Source organism: Bradyrhizobium ivorense, from assembly GCF_900696085.1.
Lineage (GTDB): Bacteria > Pseudomonadota > Alphaproteobacteria > Rhizobiales > Xanthobacteraceae > Bradyrhizobium > Bradyrhizobium ivorense.
The window spans coordinates 64,883-83,373 of sequence record NZ_CAADFC020000011.1 but is presented as its reverse complement, the minus strand read 5'-3'; the positions used below and the strand labels follow the sequence as shown (position 1 = coordinate 83,373).

Genomic DNA, 18,491 nt, shown 5'->3' with positions numbered 1-18,491 from the left:
GTCGACAGAGGGAGGGCCGCCGACGGTCATTTGCGGTGATGCATTCACCGCAAATCTTAATCACAAAAAGGATCGATGTCGGTCTGGCGTTGTTTCCCTTCTTACCAAGGCGATATTCACGAATGCACGGACAGCCCGAGATCATCTGTCATCGACGCAACTCATCTAATCGGTATGATCTTGACGATGCTTGTAAAGCAAAGTCGACCGCTTGGGTGTCGTCGTCGCGCCTCTGGCGGAGTGGCCCCCGCTGGCTTTGCCCGAGGCCCTCGCGTCCTGCTTTGAGATGCTACAACGTGACGCTAGGTACGAATCAAGTCGTTTGAGCTGCGGCGCGCGCCAGGAAAATTCAATCGATTTCTCACAGGCAGCTGATTAATCCGCGAGTCGCAACGGTGCATGTCGTATTCTGCTTATGTGCACCGGCTTGTACCACGTGAGCGCCAGGAGATTTCAGCCAGTGCAGCGTTTCTGTTCTCCGTACAGACCACTGCCTCGACGAAGCTTTGCGACCGTAACCTCAGGTAGGTCGCGCACGCTGTAACTACGCTCAATAGTTCAGGAAAACTGCCGAGCGAACGCGACTACAGGTCGAATAGCGTCAATACGGATCGAAATTGGCGTCGGCTCGTTGATTTGCTTGGTACGAAGAGTACGAAGCGGCGGCCGAAGAAATTCAGCGCAGGTGATATGAGGGGCGGAATTCTCCAAGTAATTCTCGCTGATCTCGCTGAAGAAGATCAATAGCATGATCGTTCCATTCAATGAGCTTCCTACGCCTATTCTCCTGAAACGTTCGGTTCACGTGCGCAGTCGAGAGGCCGCATGCATCGGCGATGTCCTGCTGTGTGAAAGGGACATGAAGACGACCATTGTCCGGGAGCCCCACGAGCTCAAGCCGCGCAGAAGATGAGAAAGGTGAGGCAGCGCTTCTCCCAAGATTCTCGATCCATTCGCGAAAGTTAGCCGACTGGATCAAGGTACGCGCGGGTGAGTCCAGCGGAACTCGCCAGGATATCGTTGAGACATCAGTGAGGCACAAGAGCAATGGTGCTCGCGCCGATGCAGCAGAGATCGCGATCCATTTCCGGCAGGTGAAGAGTGTGCAAATCTGGGATGTCACCCGGTACATAGAACGATGTTATCTGATTTCGATCCGATACCGCCCTTTGACGAGACAGCAAGCCGCCCATCACGACGCTGCAGCTTACAGGCCGGCCCTCGGCGCGCCAAGTACTCGCCATCCGCAAAACGCCTGATGGTGTGCGGTATGTTTTCAAGCTGGCTCGGTCTCGGTCAGACAAGCCCGCGACGCCGCGCAGAGACGCAATGAGTTTTGTGCGGCAAGCAATACCCGTTCCATCGCCGGGGTACATATTTGATGCCTATCCCACCAGCTTCGTGGCCTCGGCCATTCTGCACGGTTCCGTTTGATGTTCAGCTTCTTCTACCGCTCGAACTCATTGCTGGACGAGTCGCGCATCCGTCACGAAAGCCATGATGACGACGGCCTGGCCGTCTTCCAATCGCGATGGCGAACCGCTCCTTAAAGAAGGACGAGGCATGGCTCGCGATCTCGTCAAGGCACAGCTGCGGTGACTTTGCGGCTAGACGTCATTTCTTCGGAGCGCTTAGCCGGCTTCGGCTCGGCTGACACCTTCCGTATCGCCGTGGCCGGCAGCCAACTAACGCAATTCTTTTGCGCAATCGCAATCGAGATCCACTCGCGCAGGGCCTGGACTCGAAGAAAGACAATAAAACTCTATCGCGTTGAGCGCCATGCAGCCAAGCCTCTTGTACGATACGCTCAGATCTGTGGCCGCGATGGCACACTGAGCCGAGGTAGCGAGATCGTTCGACCGTAGCGTACCGTGTTTATCGGCGTAAAAATACGGGACTCCAGTACGATCAAAGCAGGGGATGTGCTTGAGCCGTCTCTCGTGATTACCTGCTCGAATTGAGGTCCAACATGAGTCGTGCGGCTGGGGACCGCTTTGAAGTATCGATAGTGACGGAAGAAGAACGCGAGTTGGCGCGGTGCAGGCAGGAAGTAGCGCGTCTCAAGAATTTGGTTGTGCAGCTTTCTCAGCTCGTCTTGCGGCGCGTCGCGGAAAATACCGAGGACCGGAAGCCGCAATGCAGGTGAGTTGCTTGGGCGTGTGATCATAAATGACAGAGGACGGCAGCTAGACGATTTCCGTTGTGATCCGCAGCGCGGCCCCCCAGGGCGAGCCAGGGGGAGGGGGCGGCCCCGCCTTGTTTCCCCGAGGCGGGGCCGCGCAATTTTCGGTCGAACTTTTTCGTGGAACGAAGAGTCCGAGCTAATGCGCGTCGCGCGGCCCGATAGGCGAAACTCTCCATAAGCCGAAATCGATGACTGCAGTCTGGTGAAGGAGCACCTCATCGTGCCCGCCGCTAAACGTCTGCGTTGGGCCCAAGTTATCAGCTCCAATTAAGTCCAGCCCGTAAGGCGTTGAATCCGTGGCAGGCTGCGCATCGACCGGAAAGTGGATCCAAACTGCGCATGTGCGCGGTGCTCACTTTAGACCGATGGCGGTCTGCGGACACCAAGCTGCTCGATGACGCACTTTGATATCTCCGCCGGATCGCCAACCCCGCTTGCGCCAATCTCGATGACCTTCTTTGCGACGATTTCGGCGATAGGATCGTCACGATCAACCAAGCAGGGCAGGCGCATTGTCCGTGCATAGGCTAGGCTGAGTTCGACATTCAATTTGTTCCGGCCGTAGCTTGCTGCCTTGGAGCAATCGATCGATCGACATTGATCCCCGTCTTCGCTCCCTGGGGACGCTAACGTTGATGTCTTGCACCAAGATGAGTCAGAACGCGGTCGGGTTAGTCTCGCTATAGCCGCCTTTGTCGTCCCACCTATAAACGACGTAGTCGAGCTGCTTGATGTCACCCTTGGCGTCGTATTGCAGTGTGCCGATCACAGTGTCCCAAGAGCCCGCTTTGATCGTATCCATCACCTTCTTCGGATCTGTAGTGCCAACTTTGGTTGCGGCTTGCATCCAGACCTGCACCGCAGCGTAGGTGTATAGCGTGTAGCCCTCGGGGTCGATATTCTTGGCTCTGAACTTATCGACGATCGCAGCCGCCGTCGTCTTCTTTCGCGGGTCGGGTCCGAAGGTGAAGAGCGTACCTGCTCCAGCTGCGCCGGTGATCGAAGCATATTCCTTGTCAGCCAACGCGTCACCCGACATCAGGACGGTCTTCAGGCCCTGATCGCGCATCTGGCGCAAGATAAGGCCCGCTTCTTGGTGATAGCCGCCGACATAGACGAGGTCGATATTGTCGCGCTTCAGTCGCGAGACAATCGCATTGAAATCCTTGTCGCCCTTATTATAGGACTCGTACATCTTTTCAATGATACCGGCCTTGTTGAGTGCCTTCTTCGTCTCGTCGGCAAGTCCCTTTCCATAAGTCGTCTTGTCATTCAAAATCGCGATGTTCTTGCCGTTGAATTGCTTCGCGATGTATTGGGCGGCAACCTGGCCCTGCTGGTCGTCACGGCCGCAGACGCGCGCCACGTTCCATAGCTTGCGTTCGGTAAATAGCGGGTTGGTCGAAGCCGGCGTGATCTGCAACACACTGCCATCCGCATAGGCTTCCGAGGCTGGGATCGATGACGAAGAGCAAAAGTGCCCAGCAACGAATGGTATTTTGGCGGCGGCGACCTTTTCCGCTACCGATCGCGCCTGCTTGGGATCGCAGGCATCGTCCTCGATGTCGAGGGCTAGCTTCTTGCCGAGTACGCCGCCGGAAGCGTTGATCTGCTCCACCGCCATCTCGGCCCCGTTCTTCATTTGCCGACCGAAGGCGGACTCGCCCCCGGTTATCGGTCCGGCGACGGCGATGGTGATTTCCTCAGCCAATACCGCGGTCGACAGCACAATCGACGCTCCAAGTGCAAAGCCGATTAGCTTGAGTGATTTCATGGGGTAGTCCTCACAGGGTGAACGCGGCGGCGAGTAAGCTTGAGTAGAGCAAGACGACCCCGGCGGCGGTCAGTGCCAGGAAGCAACCCGAGATAAAGTCATAGTCGTGCATCAAGCCGTTCGATTGCACTGCGATGTGAGAGCAGGAGCCTACTTTGCTTGTTGAGACAACGGTTGGTACTGCAGAAACATACAACGGTTCGGGAGCTACGGCAGACAGCTCATAGCTGCACGTCCAATCTCATACCGCCCGCTAGCTCAACGCACAGGGCCATCTTAGTTGGACACTAGCTGAATCGGGCGTTTATGAAAGAAATAGATCAGTCCGTAACGTACAGAGCTCGTCGCATCCGAGGCGTCGCCACTTCAGATCCAAGCGGTCGGTCGAGCCGAAAGGAAGGAGAATCGTTCAGGTCGTGTACGACTATCGTCTTTGGAGACGCAGAAACACTTGATGCTCGAACGTATGGTCGCCTTGATAACCAGCGCTGTTTCAAATGAAGGCAAAAACGAGCAGGCTCGAGCAGAGTAGTGCGAAGCTGGTCGCACTCAGCACAAGGAGGCTACCGGAGACAAGGTCATGATTGCCCATGAAGCACCCTCGATCGCAGCTAAGGAGAGACCCGCAGCAGCAGTTCGTCTGTTCGAGCTTCGACAGCAAGTTATACGATTCTGATTGCGCTATCCTGCGTCGTCCGGGTGATGCTGCATTTTTGCAGCATTATTAAGCAGTATTTTGTTGAAGTTCGGCGTAAGAAGTGGAACGGATGGAGCCTCGAAACGTCAGAAATAAGCAAGCTCTTATGCGGCGATCGTCGAATGGAGATTCGGCGCCCTGGGCGAAGCTGAAGGCCCATCATCCAAGAAAGCGCGTATCCGCCGACGGCAAGGCGAGCACAACGTATTGCTAGACCAGCGTCGATGATGCGACCAAAATGCTGGAGATGTACGCTGGCCAACTGCAAAGCCACCGTACGCGAGAAAGCGCGTCGAATAAGAGTTTACAAAGCCCGAACGTTTCGTCGCTCTCGACGGAGATCGTCGCGCGATTGTCACTTACTCGGCCTGACACTCTCGCCGTTTTTCGCGAGGGCAAAGCAAAGAGTGTCCAGGTAGCCTGCCTTCCAGCCACCTGCCAGGTGGGTCACTTGATAGGGCGGAGTGGCCGGCTATGTAATGCCTTTGCCGGGCTTGCGATCTCCCCTCGCATTTCGCCAGCTCCGTACTCGGACGTATCGTCGTTCGAGTGTACCGAGCCGAACGGCCTTTCCAGCATGCGACGGACCCGTATGGGCGCAGGGCCGACGTGGAAATGAATTGCCCGCTGCTCTAGTGTACGTTCCGACCGCGTTGAGCGGTTCCGCCAACGCAAGTAGTCGAGCCAGGTCGGGCAGTGAAAGCGCTCGGTCCACAATTCCGGATCGGCAATGTCCCGCGCGATCGACCAGCCGTAGGCGCCGTTGCGCTGGCGAGACAATTGCACATCTTGCATAACACTATGAAACGCTCTGGCATCCTCCTGTGCAACCCGGTATTCGATCTCGACGACGAGCGGGCCGCTGCGTCCGGTCAAGGCGAGCCGTACCTCGGGATCGGCGAGCGGCTCAGGCTCCTCACCCCGCGCGCCGATGCGGGGCATGGGCAGCCAACGGCCGATGAGTGGTGAGGCAACCATCAGGCCGGCCGACACCAGCAGCGCGGTTTCGACGCCGGCCGCGTCGGTCAGACGGCCCCAACCCCAGCTGCCAACGGCAATCCCGCCTGAGCTCGCCGCCTGATAGGCTGCAAGCGAGCGTCCGGCCACCCAGCGCGGCGCCGATAGCTGCACCCCAATGTTGAATACCGCCCACACCATCATCCACACGGCTCCCGCCAGGACGAGTGCCGCCGCGGTCAATACCGGCTCGCGGCTGAGCGCAACCGCGGCCATCGCCGCGCCCATGGACAGCGCACAGGCGCGGATCGCGGCCTCCCCGCTCAATCGCTTGCGCAGTTCGGTGATATTCAGTGCGCCGACCACCGCACCCAGGCCAAAAGCGCCAAGCATGATGCCGTAGGTCTGCGCGTCGCCATGCAAGAGATCGCGCGCCACCAGCGGCATCAGAGCGGTGATTGCACCGCCAATGATGCCGGTCACCAGGCTGCGGGCCAGCACAATCTTGATCGACGGCGAATTGCTAATATAGCGTACGCCAGACACCATCGCGCGGCTCAATCTTTCAGGCGGCAGGCGTGAGGGCGCGCCGATGCGTTTCCAAAGCAACAAAGCGATAATCAGCGGCAGATACAGCAACGTGTTGAGCGCGAATGCGGCCACTGCACCCGCGGTTGCCACCACGACTCCACCGATTGCCGGACCTACGCTTCGCGCGATATTGTAGCTGATGCCGTTCAGCGCGATCGCTGCAGGCAGCTGTGCTTCCAGCGGAACTTGGTCACTAACCGACGATTGCCAGGCCGGTCCCATCAACGCCATGCCACTGCCGACAACGAGGCATAGCATGAGCAAGAGGTTTGGGGTGGCCAAGCCAAGCCAAGCGACCACCGTCAACCCGATCGCTCCAGCGAGCGCCAATCCAAGGGAGACCAGCGCCACGATGCGGCGGTCATACATATCCGCGATCGCCCCGGCTGGCATCGAAATCAGCATCACTGGCAATAAGAGAGCGGTCTGCACCAACGCGACTTTGTCGGCCGACGACGTCATCTGGGTCATAGCCCAGGCTGCACCAACGCCTTGAATCAAGATACCGACATTGGACAGGAGGCTTGCAAGCCAGATGCGCCTGAAGGTCGTGTGCCGCAGCGGCGCCGTGATGCCGTCGGCACTACGCGTCTGGGCTTTGGGTGAATCGGTCATATCAGCTCGTGGTGGTCTACCATAATTTGATCTTTGTAGGGATCACAAGGATGTTCCTGGCGCGATATCGAGAGATGCTTCGATCGCGTTTGACTGGCAGTGATCCACTGCTTCTGTCGCCTTGCGCCTCATGGCAAAGGTAGCGGCGCAGAAAACGGCAATAGTCGCCATCACCGGCGTGACATCTGCAATCTCCTATCGCAGCAAGATCGCCTTCTAATCGTGGCGAAGTGAACGTTAGCGATCGGATGACTCAAAGCCTGCCTCAATACCTATTCGCTCCAGCGCGCTGGTTGCACGCTCATGTTGATAATTGTGCTTGCTGGCAGATGCACACTTTGTACGAAGCGGACAATGCGCGAGGCCTCTAAGCCGGACTGAGAAGCCGAATTCGCTCTCACTGCGAAGGAAACTGAAAATCCATCTCGCGGGATTAGGGCAACCCATCAGTCAGCCTCTAAGAGAGGTCCACCGGGATGAGTTAGGCGCGAGGTGCTGAGTTTATTGCGACAGCATGCATCCGCTTTCGCGAGGGGCTGATCATCGGGTTGCTGCGCTAGTCTTGCCACGGCGGCATTAAGACCAGGCGCCGGATCTTAGGCTGGCGTCATGATGTCAAAACCCAGTCGGAATGGTCGATCCTCGGGTGAAGGTGCAAATGAGACGCTCGGGTAGGTAACGAACTGGTTCGTCCCTTGCGTACTGAGTTCGTCCGAGCGCAGCCGAAGGGAATCAATGTATTCATTGCCGGCATGGCAGACGGACATAGCAGGCCGCTCTAGATCATCGGGGACGACAGGTGAACAGTGGAAGAGCGGTGCTGCAAGCAGCAGATTGTATGCCCAAAGCGGATGTCGGGAAGCGATCTGAGATAACGTCACCTGACATAGCAATAAGGGCTGAGAGCGGCTGGAAATTGCTGCACTAGAATTCCAAGGCGGGGGAGCCGCTAGAAATGACATTGTCATGAGATCATCTGCTTTTCTTCGGTTTTGGCCGAACAAGACTGCGGCGACCTCCATCGAGTACGGTCTGATCGCGGTGGCGGTTTCCGCTCCGCTTATCTTTGCGCTCAACAGTCTTCGTACAAACCACAACGCTGATTGCAGTTCTGCGCCTGCGCTCAGCGTTTCGTCTGGCCAGCTTGGCAAGCTGGACCCCGCGCGCGAACCCGGCACAGGTAAGCAACGGAACTTCGACAAGGCCTCCGCTGGATCCTCCGACCGATGATATGAGTTCGATGGAACAGGACCGCCGCGGTGCATGAGCTCGACATAAATTTCGCCCCGGATCATTGGTAGGGACCCTTGGCTGCCAACCCTCCAGCTTGTCTTTGCACACGGTTAGTGGATAACCTGCGCGGCCCCGCGCAATTTTGGAAGCTGGAGCAGTGATGTCCCGAGTCGAAAAGCTCGCCATCTTTATCGACGGTCCCAACCTCCACGCTACCTCCAAGGCGCTTGGTTTCGAGATCGACTACCAGCGCCTGCTTGAGGAGTATCGGAGGCAGGGCCGGTTGCTGCGGGCATTCTACTACACGGCGATTGCCGAGGATCCGGAGTATTCGTCGATCCGGCCGCTCATCGACTGGCTGGACTATAACGGCTATATTGTCGTCACCAAGCCAACCAAGGAATTCCTTGACGTCGGCGGTCGGCGTAAGGTGAAGGGTAACATGAATATCGAGCTTGCGGTCGATGCCATGGAACTCGCCGCGCATATCGACCAGATGATCCTATTCTCTGGTGACGGCAACTTCCGTTCGTTGGTCGAGGCAGTGCAGCGCCGCGGCGTCAGTGTCACCGTCATCTCCACCAATACGATCCAGCCGCCGATGATCGCAGACGAGCTTCGGCGGCAGGCAGACGACTTTATTGAACTAGCGCAGCTGAAGCCAAAGTTGGGCCGCGATCCGACCGAGTGGCTCGGGCCCGCGACAGGGGCTGGCAAGCCGGAGTCAGCCAGCGCGGAATAGCGCATATGGTGATGCGATAACGGCAAGTGGCCATGCTGCCCGGCAGCCCGCCGGCGTCATCGACAGCCCGACCATCACATGATGGCTTACTCCTGTCAGTGTTTCTTGCGCCTGTCATGCTGTTGTGGAGGCCGATGCCATCCCCTCTCGCGACGGTCGGCTCCAACAGCGCTTGTTGCGGCTTGTAACGCGGTGCTCTAGGCAGCACCGCGTCCGGCGTCCTCAGGTGAGTCTGACGATGGCTTCTGCCGTATCCCGCACCGGTTGACACGATGCGACGGACCGGTGGTTGGATTGCCGTAGCTCGCTCCCAAGCCGCATCAGGCTGCACTGCAGCCAAAGCCCTTCCTGCTTCTCGTGCATGCTACGCCGAAACAATGTTTCGGCATATGTCCGCATGCGGAATCGGTAAAGCAGTCGGTAGAAATGACTGGCCATGTCCCGCTCCTGGTGTCCCGCTCCTGGTCCATTTCGCCAACGAGAGGCCTTCCATGGCATCATTGTCTTCAATGATCGCGATGTTTGAATGCAATTTTACCCGAGTTGACGCCTGAAACCGGCCTTTAAACGCCTCTTTTGATGAATTATCATCGCCCAGATCGTGGTTCACGAGATAAAGCCGCGGTGAGCAAATTTGATCTCCGCCGTGGTGATTCATACTTGAGCTATGAGTGAGAAGCTGATGGCAGACGCAGGGATAGGACGAAGATCAAGTCGATCTCGTGCCGCACGTAGCGTCATTCCACGATCAAAGAGCCATCTTAGATGCCGCGAGAACTCGTGCAAGCCGGGACAAAAGCATCTAGCAGACCTTTTAATGGTTTGATGCGCTAGAATTGATAGTGGTATCGCGAGCGCTCGGGTACGGAACGTGCGCTTGTGATGCGATTAGATCACGCTCGCTGAGTGAAGGCGTGCTTGTCCGCTTTGTACGGAGTTTGCGCGCGCATGAGGAAGCACAATCTGCCACATAACTCAATGAGGGCGGAATGGCCCGCACCGCGACTAGTTCGCTCTCTCGGCGGGCGTTCGGTGGGGGAGCCTGCTTGCTCATTCACTTTATGGAACAAAGTCAGAGGCGTACGATTAGTGGTGTCGATGAGCGATCTTGATGCGCTTGGTCGCGACGGTCAAAAGCGGGACTCAGCCGAGCCGGAGGCTTGTTCGCCGGACGGCGGCCCATTACCGATGGACGTTAGGCGCCATGCTTCTCGGCCAGCAGCGCTTCGATTTGCTGGCAAAGCCATCGCCCGTCGGTGACATGACACAAGCTGAGATTCGTGCCACGAAGGCTCGGTCGGTCGCGCGCTGCTGCGGGCGGTAGGAAATTCGATCAATGAATACGCCGCTTAATGGCTATGTCGCGGCCCTGGAAGCCTTGAATGAAGACGATCGGCTCCGCGGCCTGAAACCGCGCAAAGGGACCGATTTTGCTTCAAACGATTATCTGGCGCTGGCGAGTGCGCCCCGTATGAAGAAGGCTCTGTTCACTGCGCTCGATGCCGGAACGCCGATCGGAGCCGGTGGGTCACGGCTCCTGCGCGGAAATTGTGAGGAGCACGAAGCTCTCGAAGCGGACGCGGCGCGGTTCTTCCGAGCGGAGACAGCGCTGTTCTTCGGCGGCGGTTACGTCGCAAATTTTGCTGTTCTGACAACGCTGCCGCAGCGGGGCGATTTGCTTGTTCTCGACGCGCTCGTGCATGCTAGCCTTCATGAAGGCGCACGAGCGGGCCGAGCCGAGTTCCGCATAAGCACCCATAATAACCCCCAGTCGATCGAAGACACGATTGGCGACTGGCGCGCCAGGGGCGGAAAGGGACGCGTCTGGATCGTGGTGGAGAGCCTCTACAGTATGGACGGAAACTTCGCGCCGCTTAAAGATCTGATCGCAATCGCCGAGCGCCACGAGGCGTTCCTGGTCGTGGATGAGGCTCATGCCACAGGTGTTTACGGCGAGCAGGGACGGGGCCTCACTGCGCCCTATGAGGGGCGCGAAAATCTCCTAGTGGTTCACACCTGCGGCAAGGCGTTGGGCGCGGCGGGGGCGCTTGTCACGGCTTCGGGCGTATTGCGCGACTTCATGGTCAATCGGTGCCGCCCATTCATTTTCGCCACCGCGCCATCACCCCTAATAGCCGTCGCGGTGCGAGAGGCAATCTTAATCCTGCAGGAGGAGCCTGAGCGGCAACGACGTCTGATCGATCTGGTCGACTTTGCACATCGGCAGCTCGTTGTGTGCGGTCGCGCGAGCTCTTCGAATTCACAGATCATTCCTTATGTTGTGGGCGACAACGCCCGCGCGATGCGGCTTGCCTCCGCACTACAGGCGCGCGGCTTTGATATTCGTGGGATACGGCCGCCAACGGTGCCTGTGGGAACGGCACGGTTGCGGATCTCGCTGACACTTAACGTCGGACAAGATGATGTATCCGACATGATCGATGCGTTGGTCGAAGAGACCTGGGGCGACGTGCAATGAGGCCGCGCAAGATGATGATGAGGCTGATGTTGGGATCGGCAAAAACGGTCTTCAAAGGTGCTTGCCGACGCACCCAGATGCTCGTTTTCGAATGGAGCACTTCGGAAGTCAAATTGACTAGGCTCGCCCACCCAGAGCGACCAGCGCTCTTGTGCATTCTCAAGACGTCCATCGATCCTTGAGTGCCATGCTCGACGGGTGTAGGCGACGCGCAGAAGAGTGTTCTGCGTTCCAGCCGGTGATTGCAACTGTCGCGCGCGCGAAAAGTGCCGGTCTATTGCGGGTCAAAAGCATGGTCTTAAGACAGATTCAGCGATGCTGCTTTTCCGAGACCGGCGGTCGCTTCGTTGGGCTGATGCAGGAGAGACGTCCGATGCCGTCGCGAGCAACAGTATTCCTCACATCAGTAGCCTGGACCGCCGTCGCGATCGTAATTCTGCTGTATGTGATCTTCAGCCCGATCTGAGTCGGGGGGGCTTAACGCGACGATCTCTGTCGGTCCCATAACGGATGATCCGGCAAGGATATTTTGCTGAAATTTTGTCCCGTGTCGGCGAGCCCGCGCTGAGATTTCGGACATCCATCGCAGCGATTTCTGCGGCGTCAGCCAACTGTGTTGGCCAGTGCATTAACAGAAGGCATGGATCCTGTTCGGTCGCGGCAGGAATTGTGTTGGTGCTGGCCGCGCGTTGCCAACATAAGTACGTAAACTAAGAGGAGGACAAAGAGCCCGCGCATACAAAGAGGTGTCCCGAAGCTGTATGTCAATTTTGGAGCGGATCACATCCGGTGCATTTAGCGATGAACTGGCGAGTCTTGCGGAACTCAACCGAAGCCGTGCTAGGCAATGCAATCGACTGCGAAAGTGCAGGTCAGTTCAGTAGATCGACCCTGCCGGTGTCGAGCCGGTATAGACCCCCGACGACCTTTAGTCTGTTCTGCTCAACTGCAGCGTTCAGAATCGGGCCCGCCGATTTGAGTTTGTCGACGTTATCGGTCACGTTTTGCCGGATGGCATTGACGAACGGATCACCGGTTTGCTGGCGAGATTTCCGAACGGCAGGCGCAAGCGCAGCGACGAGGGATGGAATATGTCCCGGCGCCGGCTTGTCGTCGTTGAGCGACTTGATCGTGGCGTCTATCGCGCCGCAATGATCGTGACCGAGTACCAAAATCAACGGCGTGTTTAGCACGGCGACCGCGTATTCCATGCTGGCGATGGTGACATCGTTGGCAAAATTGCCGGCGAGGCGGCAGACAAACAGGTCACCAAGTCCGCTGTCGAAAGCAAGTTCCGGCGCTATGCGAGAGTCAGCGCAGCTCAGAACTGCCGCATATGGATTTTGTCCATCGACCAAAATCTGACGCTCGCGCTCGAAATCGCCGCCTCGTGATGCGCCCTGGACAAAACGGTCATTACCTTCGACCAGCCGCCTGAGCGCAGCATCCGGCGAGAGCAGATTATCCGGCTTGGGCCGCCGTTTTGCTTCATTCGCGTTAACGATGTTGTCGCCAAGCCGCATGCCAACCGTCGAAAACGCGAACAGCGACAGCAACAGCGACCGGCGCGAAGGCTTGATCATGAGCGAGCGAGATATATTCGGGGAACGGTCTGCATGCATGTGTATCGCCTCATTGCGCCGCTTTACGCCATCCAGTGGCTTCAGCCTCCGCTTCGCTGCAGAACCATCGATCACCCGGCTTCTTCGTCATATCGATCTGTCCGTAACTGAGTTGCCCGGGCATGTGATAAATGCGCTCGCCCCCGCCGCCCAGGGTGCCCTTTATCTGACATTCGGGTGACGGCGGGTCGGATAGCAAAGCGGATCCGAGCAGGATCTCCTGAGCGTCGATCGGTATCGAGCTCGCGCCGACGACGATCGTCCCCTTGTTGCGGCGACGCCAGTCCCAAGGAGCGATGAACGCCCCCGACCATAGGCCCGCATAGGCATTGCCCGCTATAACCTCATGGATAGTGTAGGTGTGAGGATAGGATGATAATGCCCAGCCCGAGCTTATCATCCATGCGTTCACGTCCTCGCCTGCGATGAAGCAGCTGCCGAGTGACCGTCCGTACTCATCTACCCCCGTGGTATGACAATCCCACGTTCGTCCATTCGAATGCCTGATAAGCTCATCGCGAGCAGCTATGCCGCAAGCCCATTTCCGGCCTCGGGCGTTGAGGCAGATTTGATCCGTCTCTGGCGCCTCGATACCCGAGAGCCGAATTTTGGTTTGCTCGATCTCAATCGTATTGCCGTCGACGATGCGCGGAGGGCCGCTGAGTTTCGCCGCGCAAGCCGGAAATGTGATGATAGCGAGCAATGCGGTTATCATCGCGCGACGTTTCATCCCGACAGCCTTTCGCTCTTGGTCCATGCGCTCAGAAACACGTACAATCCGGCGTCGCCGCATTCGACTGCTTGACCGCACCGTGTCGGTTATTTTGTCTGTGCTGCATCATTCGGTGTTTGGTTAGTGGAAGCTCGGTTGTGTTTGCCAACCTACGGCCTGACGTAACGTGAGATTCAAGCGATTTCTTGTGTGAGTTGCGGTATGCTTCCGGCCTCGACCGTCTCTCTCAGTAGGCGCACACCCCACCGTGACCTAGGATTATCGGGCGCAGCGTTGAACTTGCCGGCGTCGGTGCATTCAGAAAAGCCAGCAGACTGCTCCCGGAATGAGAAAGCAATCAAAATGAACATGGCTTACAGCGCGTTCGCGAGCGCTATCGTACACCGTACGATCTTTCGATGTAGATTCTTCGATGTGCCAGACATTGGGGCGCGACCGTTAGTGATCGAGGGAGCGGGTGGGCTCATGGTGCCGCTGAATTGCGGTGCACTTGCGCCGGCATCTTCGAGCGGTAGCGGCTTTCCATCGTGCTCTGCGTGAGCACGCTACTGGGTGCCATCAAGCACTCGCTGCTCTTGATAGAGGCACTGTGAAAGCGCCAAAACGGCATTCTTGGGGTTGCATTCAGTGGCGACTGAAAGCCTGCAACTGAAGTGCAATTTATGACATCGGGCGGGTGCGTTGGCTAGGACGTTAGCCTTCGCTTTCTCCGGTCACGACGAGCACGTTGCTGTCCACATCTGAAGGCTCCTTCATCGCCGATGATTTGAAGCCATGATGCCAAGCAAGAGGTCGTTCATCCGGTATTTGTTCACGCAACATGCACTTTAAGATGAAGATCGCGCTTGGCACTGGTGCTTATCTCCAAACCGCGGATGGTCGCCGTATCATCATCGACGCGATCTCATCTTGGTGGATCGTGACCCATGGCCTTGCCATTCACATTGGGAGCGCGATTCAGGAATAAGCAAGCTCGACCAGATCATCTTCGCCGGCTACACGCACGATGCGGTGGACGAGGTTGCTGAGCGACTTCTGAAGCTGGCACCGGTTGGTCTCGACTATCGCTTTTCTCCGATGGCGGATCAACCATCGTGGATCGGCAAGGCGTGACGACATTAGGTTCAATAGCAGCCAAAACTACATACTTTGGATAAACTCACCAGCGCCGCGAATTCGGGCCAGGGCAGGAATTCGGGATAATCGTACAGACGTTGCCAGCGGTCTATCCTTTATGGACCAGCTCGAGATCGGTTCGCGTAAAGTCGTCACCCTTGTGCAGCGGTGGCGCGCGATGGGTCTTGGCGGGCATAGGCGAAACAGTCGCCAAGATTGAGCTGAGCCGGATGTCGCCCCTTTCCGAACCGATCGAATGCCATGGCGGCGGTCGATATCATGCCGTCAGCAATCGCGCACACGCGGATGGATGCGGCGTCGAGAAATTCTCGCACTGCCGCCTCCGCTTCCGGCGCACCCCATGCGTTGACGCGCATGAGAGCATAGATCGTTTCGTATACCGCGATGGGTGAGGTGAACGGCGCCTTGGCGTCCGCAATTGCCATGACGAGCTCAGCCGCGTCGGGCTCGCGTAGCAAGATTGCGACCAGAGCCGAGGCATCGATCATCATCAGGCATCTCCGGACAGATTGTCGAAAAACGCCTTATCGGGGGTCAGACCGGTTCTGGGAGCGCGGGCGATGCGGTCGAGCAGCGGTTGCACCCGCTCCCAGAGCGGCGTCTTTAGGCGTTCACGCTGAATTTCATGTTCGCAAGCCTCGCGAATGCAATCGAGGATCGGCTTGCCTTTGAGGGCGGCAAGTTCACGAATGATCCGGTCAGTGTCGCGGTCTTTAATGTTGTAGGCCATGGGTACCTCTGTTCGGGCATATAGGTATCCACACTTAGGTACCCTAGCAGGGGCGCGACGCTTACCGACTGCATGGCGGCCATCGAACAAGAAGTAAGAGAGAGCTGCCCCGGTCGCCTTGGTGCCGCGAAATATATTTCGTCGACGGTCGTCCGCGACCATGTCGCTATGATCTCTTGCGACGCCTGGCGCCCATCAACTGTGTCTCGCTCAACCTCCGGTAGGGCGGGCACGGTCACAGTCTGTCGGTCGCGGACGAGATCTTGCTGAATTGCATGCGCAACGGCCTTGCTTGAATTGGTCCGAACATGAAGGGCGCATACCACGAAGCTCAGCTCGAGGTGCGCGTGGCCCAGGGCAGTTGGAAAGGCAGCTATGTCGAGCCGATGGCTTGATCGTGCATGTGCCGCCTTGTTTGGACGAATTCCCATCCCGGACTCCGTGCGAGGCATCAATCCACAACATGCGTCATCGCACTCAGGCAGCTTGCTCTGGTGCGGTTTGGGCGACTCACGCTACACATCGTTCTCAAGCACGTCACTACACAATGGGAATGAAATGGTTGCAGCCAGCCGTGAACTGCCGATTTCTTGTTACGGGCTTGAAGTGGACGGCCGGCTGAAAGCCGAATTTGTAACGAGAGACGGCGCGCGGGCGGGTGGGGAAGAGCTAAAGAAGCGCTTTCCCATGCTTCAGATCAGGATCTACGACGCGCAAACGAATGCGCGTGAGGAAATCTAGATCCTCCATCTCAATTCTGCGGTCGATCCATCGCAGCACGGCTGCAGAGCTCCTCGCCGGGGGTACTCGGGAAAGGGGCCCGCCGCCATGAAGTATGCCGGCGTCGCTATCACTGCCCCGTTCCCGGGTACCCTTTTAACCGGTCTCGTCGCTGCACTCGGTCCCGCGTGCCGCCTTCGGCGTCACGCTCCTGCGGGTGCCATTGTCCGTTGAGGCGATGCGCTGCGCGCACGCCTGGTCAGAGCTTGGGCCGTAAGCATTGCTACGCCAATTGCCCTGAAGAATGGATCTAGAGCTAGCCGCGTCGCAGATTGGCGTCCGCTCCTGCATGTGAGCGGGCAGGGCTGCACCGGCTCTCGTAAGCTGGCACGCGGTTGCCTAGTCATCGCATCGATGCTTCGCAATGGGCCGAGAGCAACGGTGCTGCACTATGACAAGCTGCGAGAGGCTCGCGGTCTGTCGCAAAGACCTAACAGGACAAGTCAGCGTTTCCGAGCGCGTGTGCTTTGCTGCTACTCGGAGGCGCTCAGCGTGTAGGAGCTGCGCCGCGATCTTACTCGGTGCGACCATTGGCCGAGGCCTTTCGCGCCCTCTCTATTGCTTCGCGTTCACTTGGCTCTATCCGATCGAACCAAGAGCCTGGAGGAAAGGCCGCGATACGCTTGGCAAAGAAAGATTGCGGCTCCCAATCTTGTCCCTCGCTCTTCTCGAAAGTGATGACGCCGTTGTGGGTAAAATAATGGGGCCCTGGGATCTTGCAGTTCACCAAAAGCAGAACGCGCCACCGGTCATCCTTCTCGTTCGGCTTGTCATTCGGTTTCGACACGTAATCCACTGCAACGGGTTCAATGATATGGCAGCGGCCGTGTCGCAGAAGATTGCCGAGCTTGCCTTGCGCAGTCGTCACGAAGTTGAAGTTGGCCGGATCATGCAGAAAGTGAAGATTTGCGTCCCTTTCGCCATCTGTGACTTCACTGGCGATCAGCGAGAGCGCCAAGGCGCGCCAGCCCAATTCAATCGGCTTTGCATATGTCGACGCAAGTTTAATCGTCCCGTCGGTCGCGATCTTCCAAGTGATAGCATACCGTTCGTCTGATCTATTGTCCGGGTGCCTGGTCCATGAAAAATAGACATACTCTGTTCCGTCAATTCCTTCAGCGACTCCCCACGATCGAGGCACGAAGTGAGCCACCTTCGAGACCTTGGAAATAATTTGTTCTATTGTCTCACCATCTTGCGCTCGCCACGTTGACTTGACCCTTTCGACAAGCGCGTGTTCGTTGGCGCGAACATTGTTGCTCGTCGCCGCCAGCCCGGCCAGGCAGAGCAGCGACCGAACGATACAGAGCCAAAGTACGCGCCTTCCAGACGTTTTCTTCATTGCTGCCGGCTCATCTGGTTATCATCCACACGTCAATTCCAAAGCGGGACATCCTCCTCAACGTGCTATGCGCGATTGCAAGAAGTTAGCGGCAACGTGACGCGGGCGCCTGCCGATGTCCCGCGCGAGCAGGCGCCGACCCTCGGTGTCACGCGCCGCTAACTTCAGTGGTCAGCCAAAGCCTCAATTTGCAATGCTGGACCTGCCCAGGAGGAGAAGCCTGGACATGCTGAGGACTTGCATTGTTCGTGCCAGGCAATAGCCGGAAGTTCGCACCGGATTTGGGCCGTCTTTGTCGACTTCCCGACCCGGGTACGTTTTAATGTTGCCATTCAGCCTATTTGCCACGACTTCCGTGAATGATTCTTGTCACGCACTGAATCTTCGATAGCGCGGGCGAATGCCTTGCTGCCGGAGTCTTGACGACAAATGGGAGCAGGTATGCCGCCATCGATCCGTGTGGTCCGGGTCGTTGCCGCTGCTACGAACGCCGAGGGCGCGCCAGCCTGTTGTGCTTGGCACTTTGCGGCCACAACGACGCGAAGCCGCCCTTCAGCGGCGAGCGATTTGGAAACGACGTGTAAGGAACTTCACGGATCAAGCAGGCGGACGAGACGGTGGCATTCCCCGCTCGCGCAACGTTATCGGCCTGTCGTCGACCTGCTCGTCACTGCAGTCAACATTAGAGGGCCCGCGCTTCCACGCAGTCGTGTCGAGCGGCGAGAGGAAAGCCTCAGGTCTTGCTAGCTTCGGCTTGAACTACTCAAAACTTTCGAGATCGTCTGTCTGACGGGGCGACTCATAACTGGTCTTGCCATCCAGCCGAACAGACCGATCGTAAAGACGGCAGCAGCAAAGACGTCGAGGGCACTCC

Annotated in this window: 13 protein-coding genes; 5 read left to right on the top strand and 8 right to left on the bottom strand. The window is 57.7% G+C overall.

Annotated elements, in window-relative coordinates:
* Positions 1-676 precede the first annotated feature (676 nt).
* From CI41S_RS45330 to CI41S_RS15260, 3 genes are all read right to left on the bottom strand, one after another.
* Positions 677-1,132, bottom strand: a complete 456-nt coding sequence (locus CI41S_RS45330) for a helix-turn-helix domain-containing protein (RefSeq protein WP_139860122.1) — start codon at positions 1,130-1,132, stop codon at positions 677-679.
* A 1,708-nt stretch (positions 1,133-2,840) separates the two neighbouring features.
* The gene (locus CI41S_RS15265; RefSeq protein ID WP_139860116.1) at positions 2,841-3,959 is read right to left on the bottom strand and encodes a branched-chain amino acid ABC transporter substrate-binding protein; all 1,119 of its coding nucleotides are present in this window, start codon (positions 3,957-3,959) and stop codon (positions 2,841-2,843) included.
* 1,144 nt (positions 3,960-5,103) lie between these two features.
* On the bottom strand, positions 5,104-6,819 hold the full coding sequence (locus tag CI41S_RS15260) for an MFS transporter (protein ID WP_139481492.1): 1,716 nt from the start codon (positions 6,817-6,819) through the stop codon (positions 5,104-5,106).
* A gap of 966 nt (positions 6,820-7,785) precedes the next feature.
* Here CI41S_RS15260 and CI41S_RS15255 point away from each other — a divergent pair.
* The 3 genes from CI41S_RS15255 to CI41S_RS15245 all read left to right on the top strand — a co-directional run bounded on the left by CI41S_RS15255 (position 7,786) and on the right by CI41S_RS15245 (position 11,273).
* Entirely contained in the window at positions 7,786-8,049 is a 264-nt protein-coding gene (locus CI41S_RS15255; protein WP_139481491.1) for a Flp family type IVb pilin, read from the top strand.
* Positions 8,050-8,212: 163 nt separating this feature from the next.
* Entirely contained in the window at positions 8,213-8,794 is a 582-nt protein-coding gene (locus CI41S_RS15250; protein ID WP_139481490.1) for a LabA-like NYN domain-containing protein, read from the top strand.
* A gap of 1,336 nt (positions 8,795-10,130) precedes the next feature.
* Positions 10,131-11,273 carry an 8-amino-7-oxononanoate synthase gene (locus tag CI41S_RS15245; protein ID WP_172628056.1) on the top strand — a complete coding sequence of 381 codons (1,143 nt, stop codon included), beginning with the start codon at positions 10,131-10,133 and terminating at the stop codon, positions 11,271-11,273.
* Positions 11,274-12,145: 872 nt separating this feature from the next.
* Here the strand turns inward: CI41S_RS15245 and CI41S_RS15240 are convergent.
* Positions 12,146-12,856 carry a carbonic anhydrase gene (locus CI41S_RS15240; protein ID WP_139860112.1) on the bottom strand — a complete coding sequence of 237 codons (711 nt, stop codon included), beginning with the start codon at positions 12,854-12,856 and terminating at the stop codon, positions 12,146-12,148.
* Positions 12,857-12,905: 49 nt separating this feature from the next.
* On the bottom strand, positions 12,906-13,625 hold the full coding sequence (locus tag CI41S_RS15235; protein WP_139860110.1) for a thermonuclease family protein: 720 nt from the start codon (positions 13,623-13,625) through the stop codon (positions 12,906-12,908).
* 912 nt (positions 13,626-14,537) lie between these two features.
* Between CI41S_RS15235 and CI41S_RS15225 the strand changes: the two genes are divergently transcribed.
* Positions 14,538-14,741 (top strand): hypothetical protein, encoded by a 204-nt coding sequence (locus CI41S_RS15225; RefSeq protein ID WP_139860108.1) that lies wholly within the window; start codon positions 14,538-14,540, stop codon positions 14,739-14,741.
* A 155-nt stretch (positions 14,742-14,896) separates the two neighbouring features.
* On the opposite strand, the gene CI41S_RS15220 is transcribed toward CI41S_RS15225, so the two are convergent.
* Positions 14,897-15,256 (bottom strand): type II toxin-antitoxin system VapC family toxin, encoded by a 360-nt coding sequence (locus CI41S_RS15220; protein WP_244626527.1) that lies wholly within the window; start codon positions 15,254-15,256, stop codon positions 14,897-14,899.
* Positions 15,256-15,495 (bottom strand): type II toxin-antitoxin system VapB family antitoxin, encoded by a 240-nt coding sequence (locus tag CI41S_RS15215; RefSeq protein WP_139860106.1) that lies wholly within the window; start codon positions 15,493-15,495, stop codon positions 15,256-15,258. The genes CI41S_RS15220 and CI41S_RS15215 overlap by 1 nt, the downstream gene beginning before the upstream one ends.
* 558 nt (positions 15,496-16,053) lie before the next feature.
* Here CI41S_RS15215 and CI41S_RS15210 point away from each other — a divergent pair.
* On the top strand, positions 16,054-16,236 hold the full coding sequence (locus CI41S_RS15210) for a hypothetical protein (RefSeq protein WP_139481483.1): 183 nt from the start codon (positions 16,054-16,056) through the stop codon (positions 16,234-16,236).
* 553 nt (positions 16,237-16,789) lie between these two features.
* On the opposite strand, the gene CI41S_RS15205 is transcribed toward CI41S_RS15210, so the two are convergent.
* Positions 16,790-17,617 carry a nodulate formation efficiency C protein gene (locus CI41S_RS15205; RefSeq protein ID WP_139860105.1) on the bottom strand — a complete coding sequence of 276 codons (828 nt, stop codon included), beginning with the start codon at positions 17,615-17,617 and terminating at the stop codon, positions 16,790-16,792.
* Positions 17,618-18,491 lie beyond the last annotated feature (874 nt).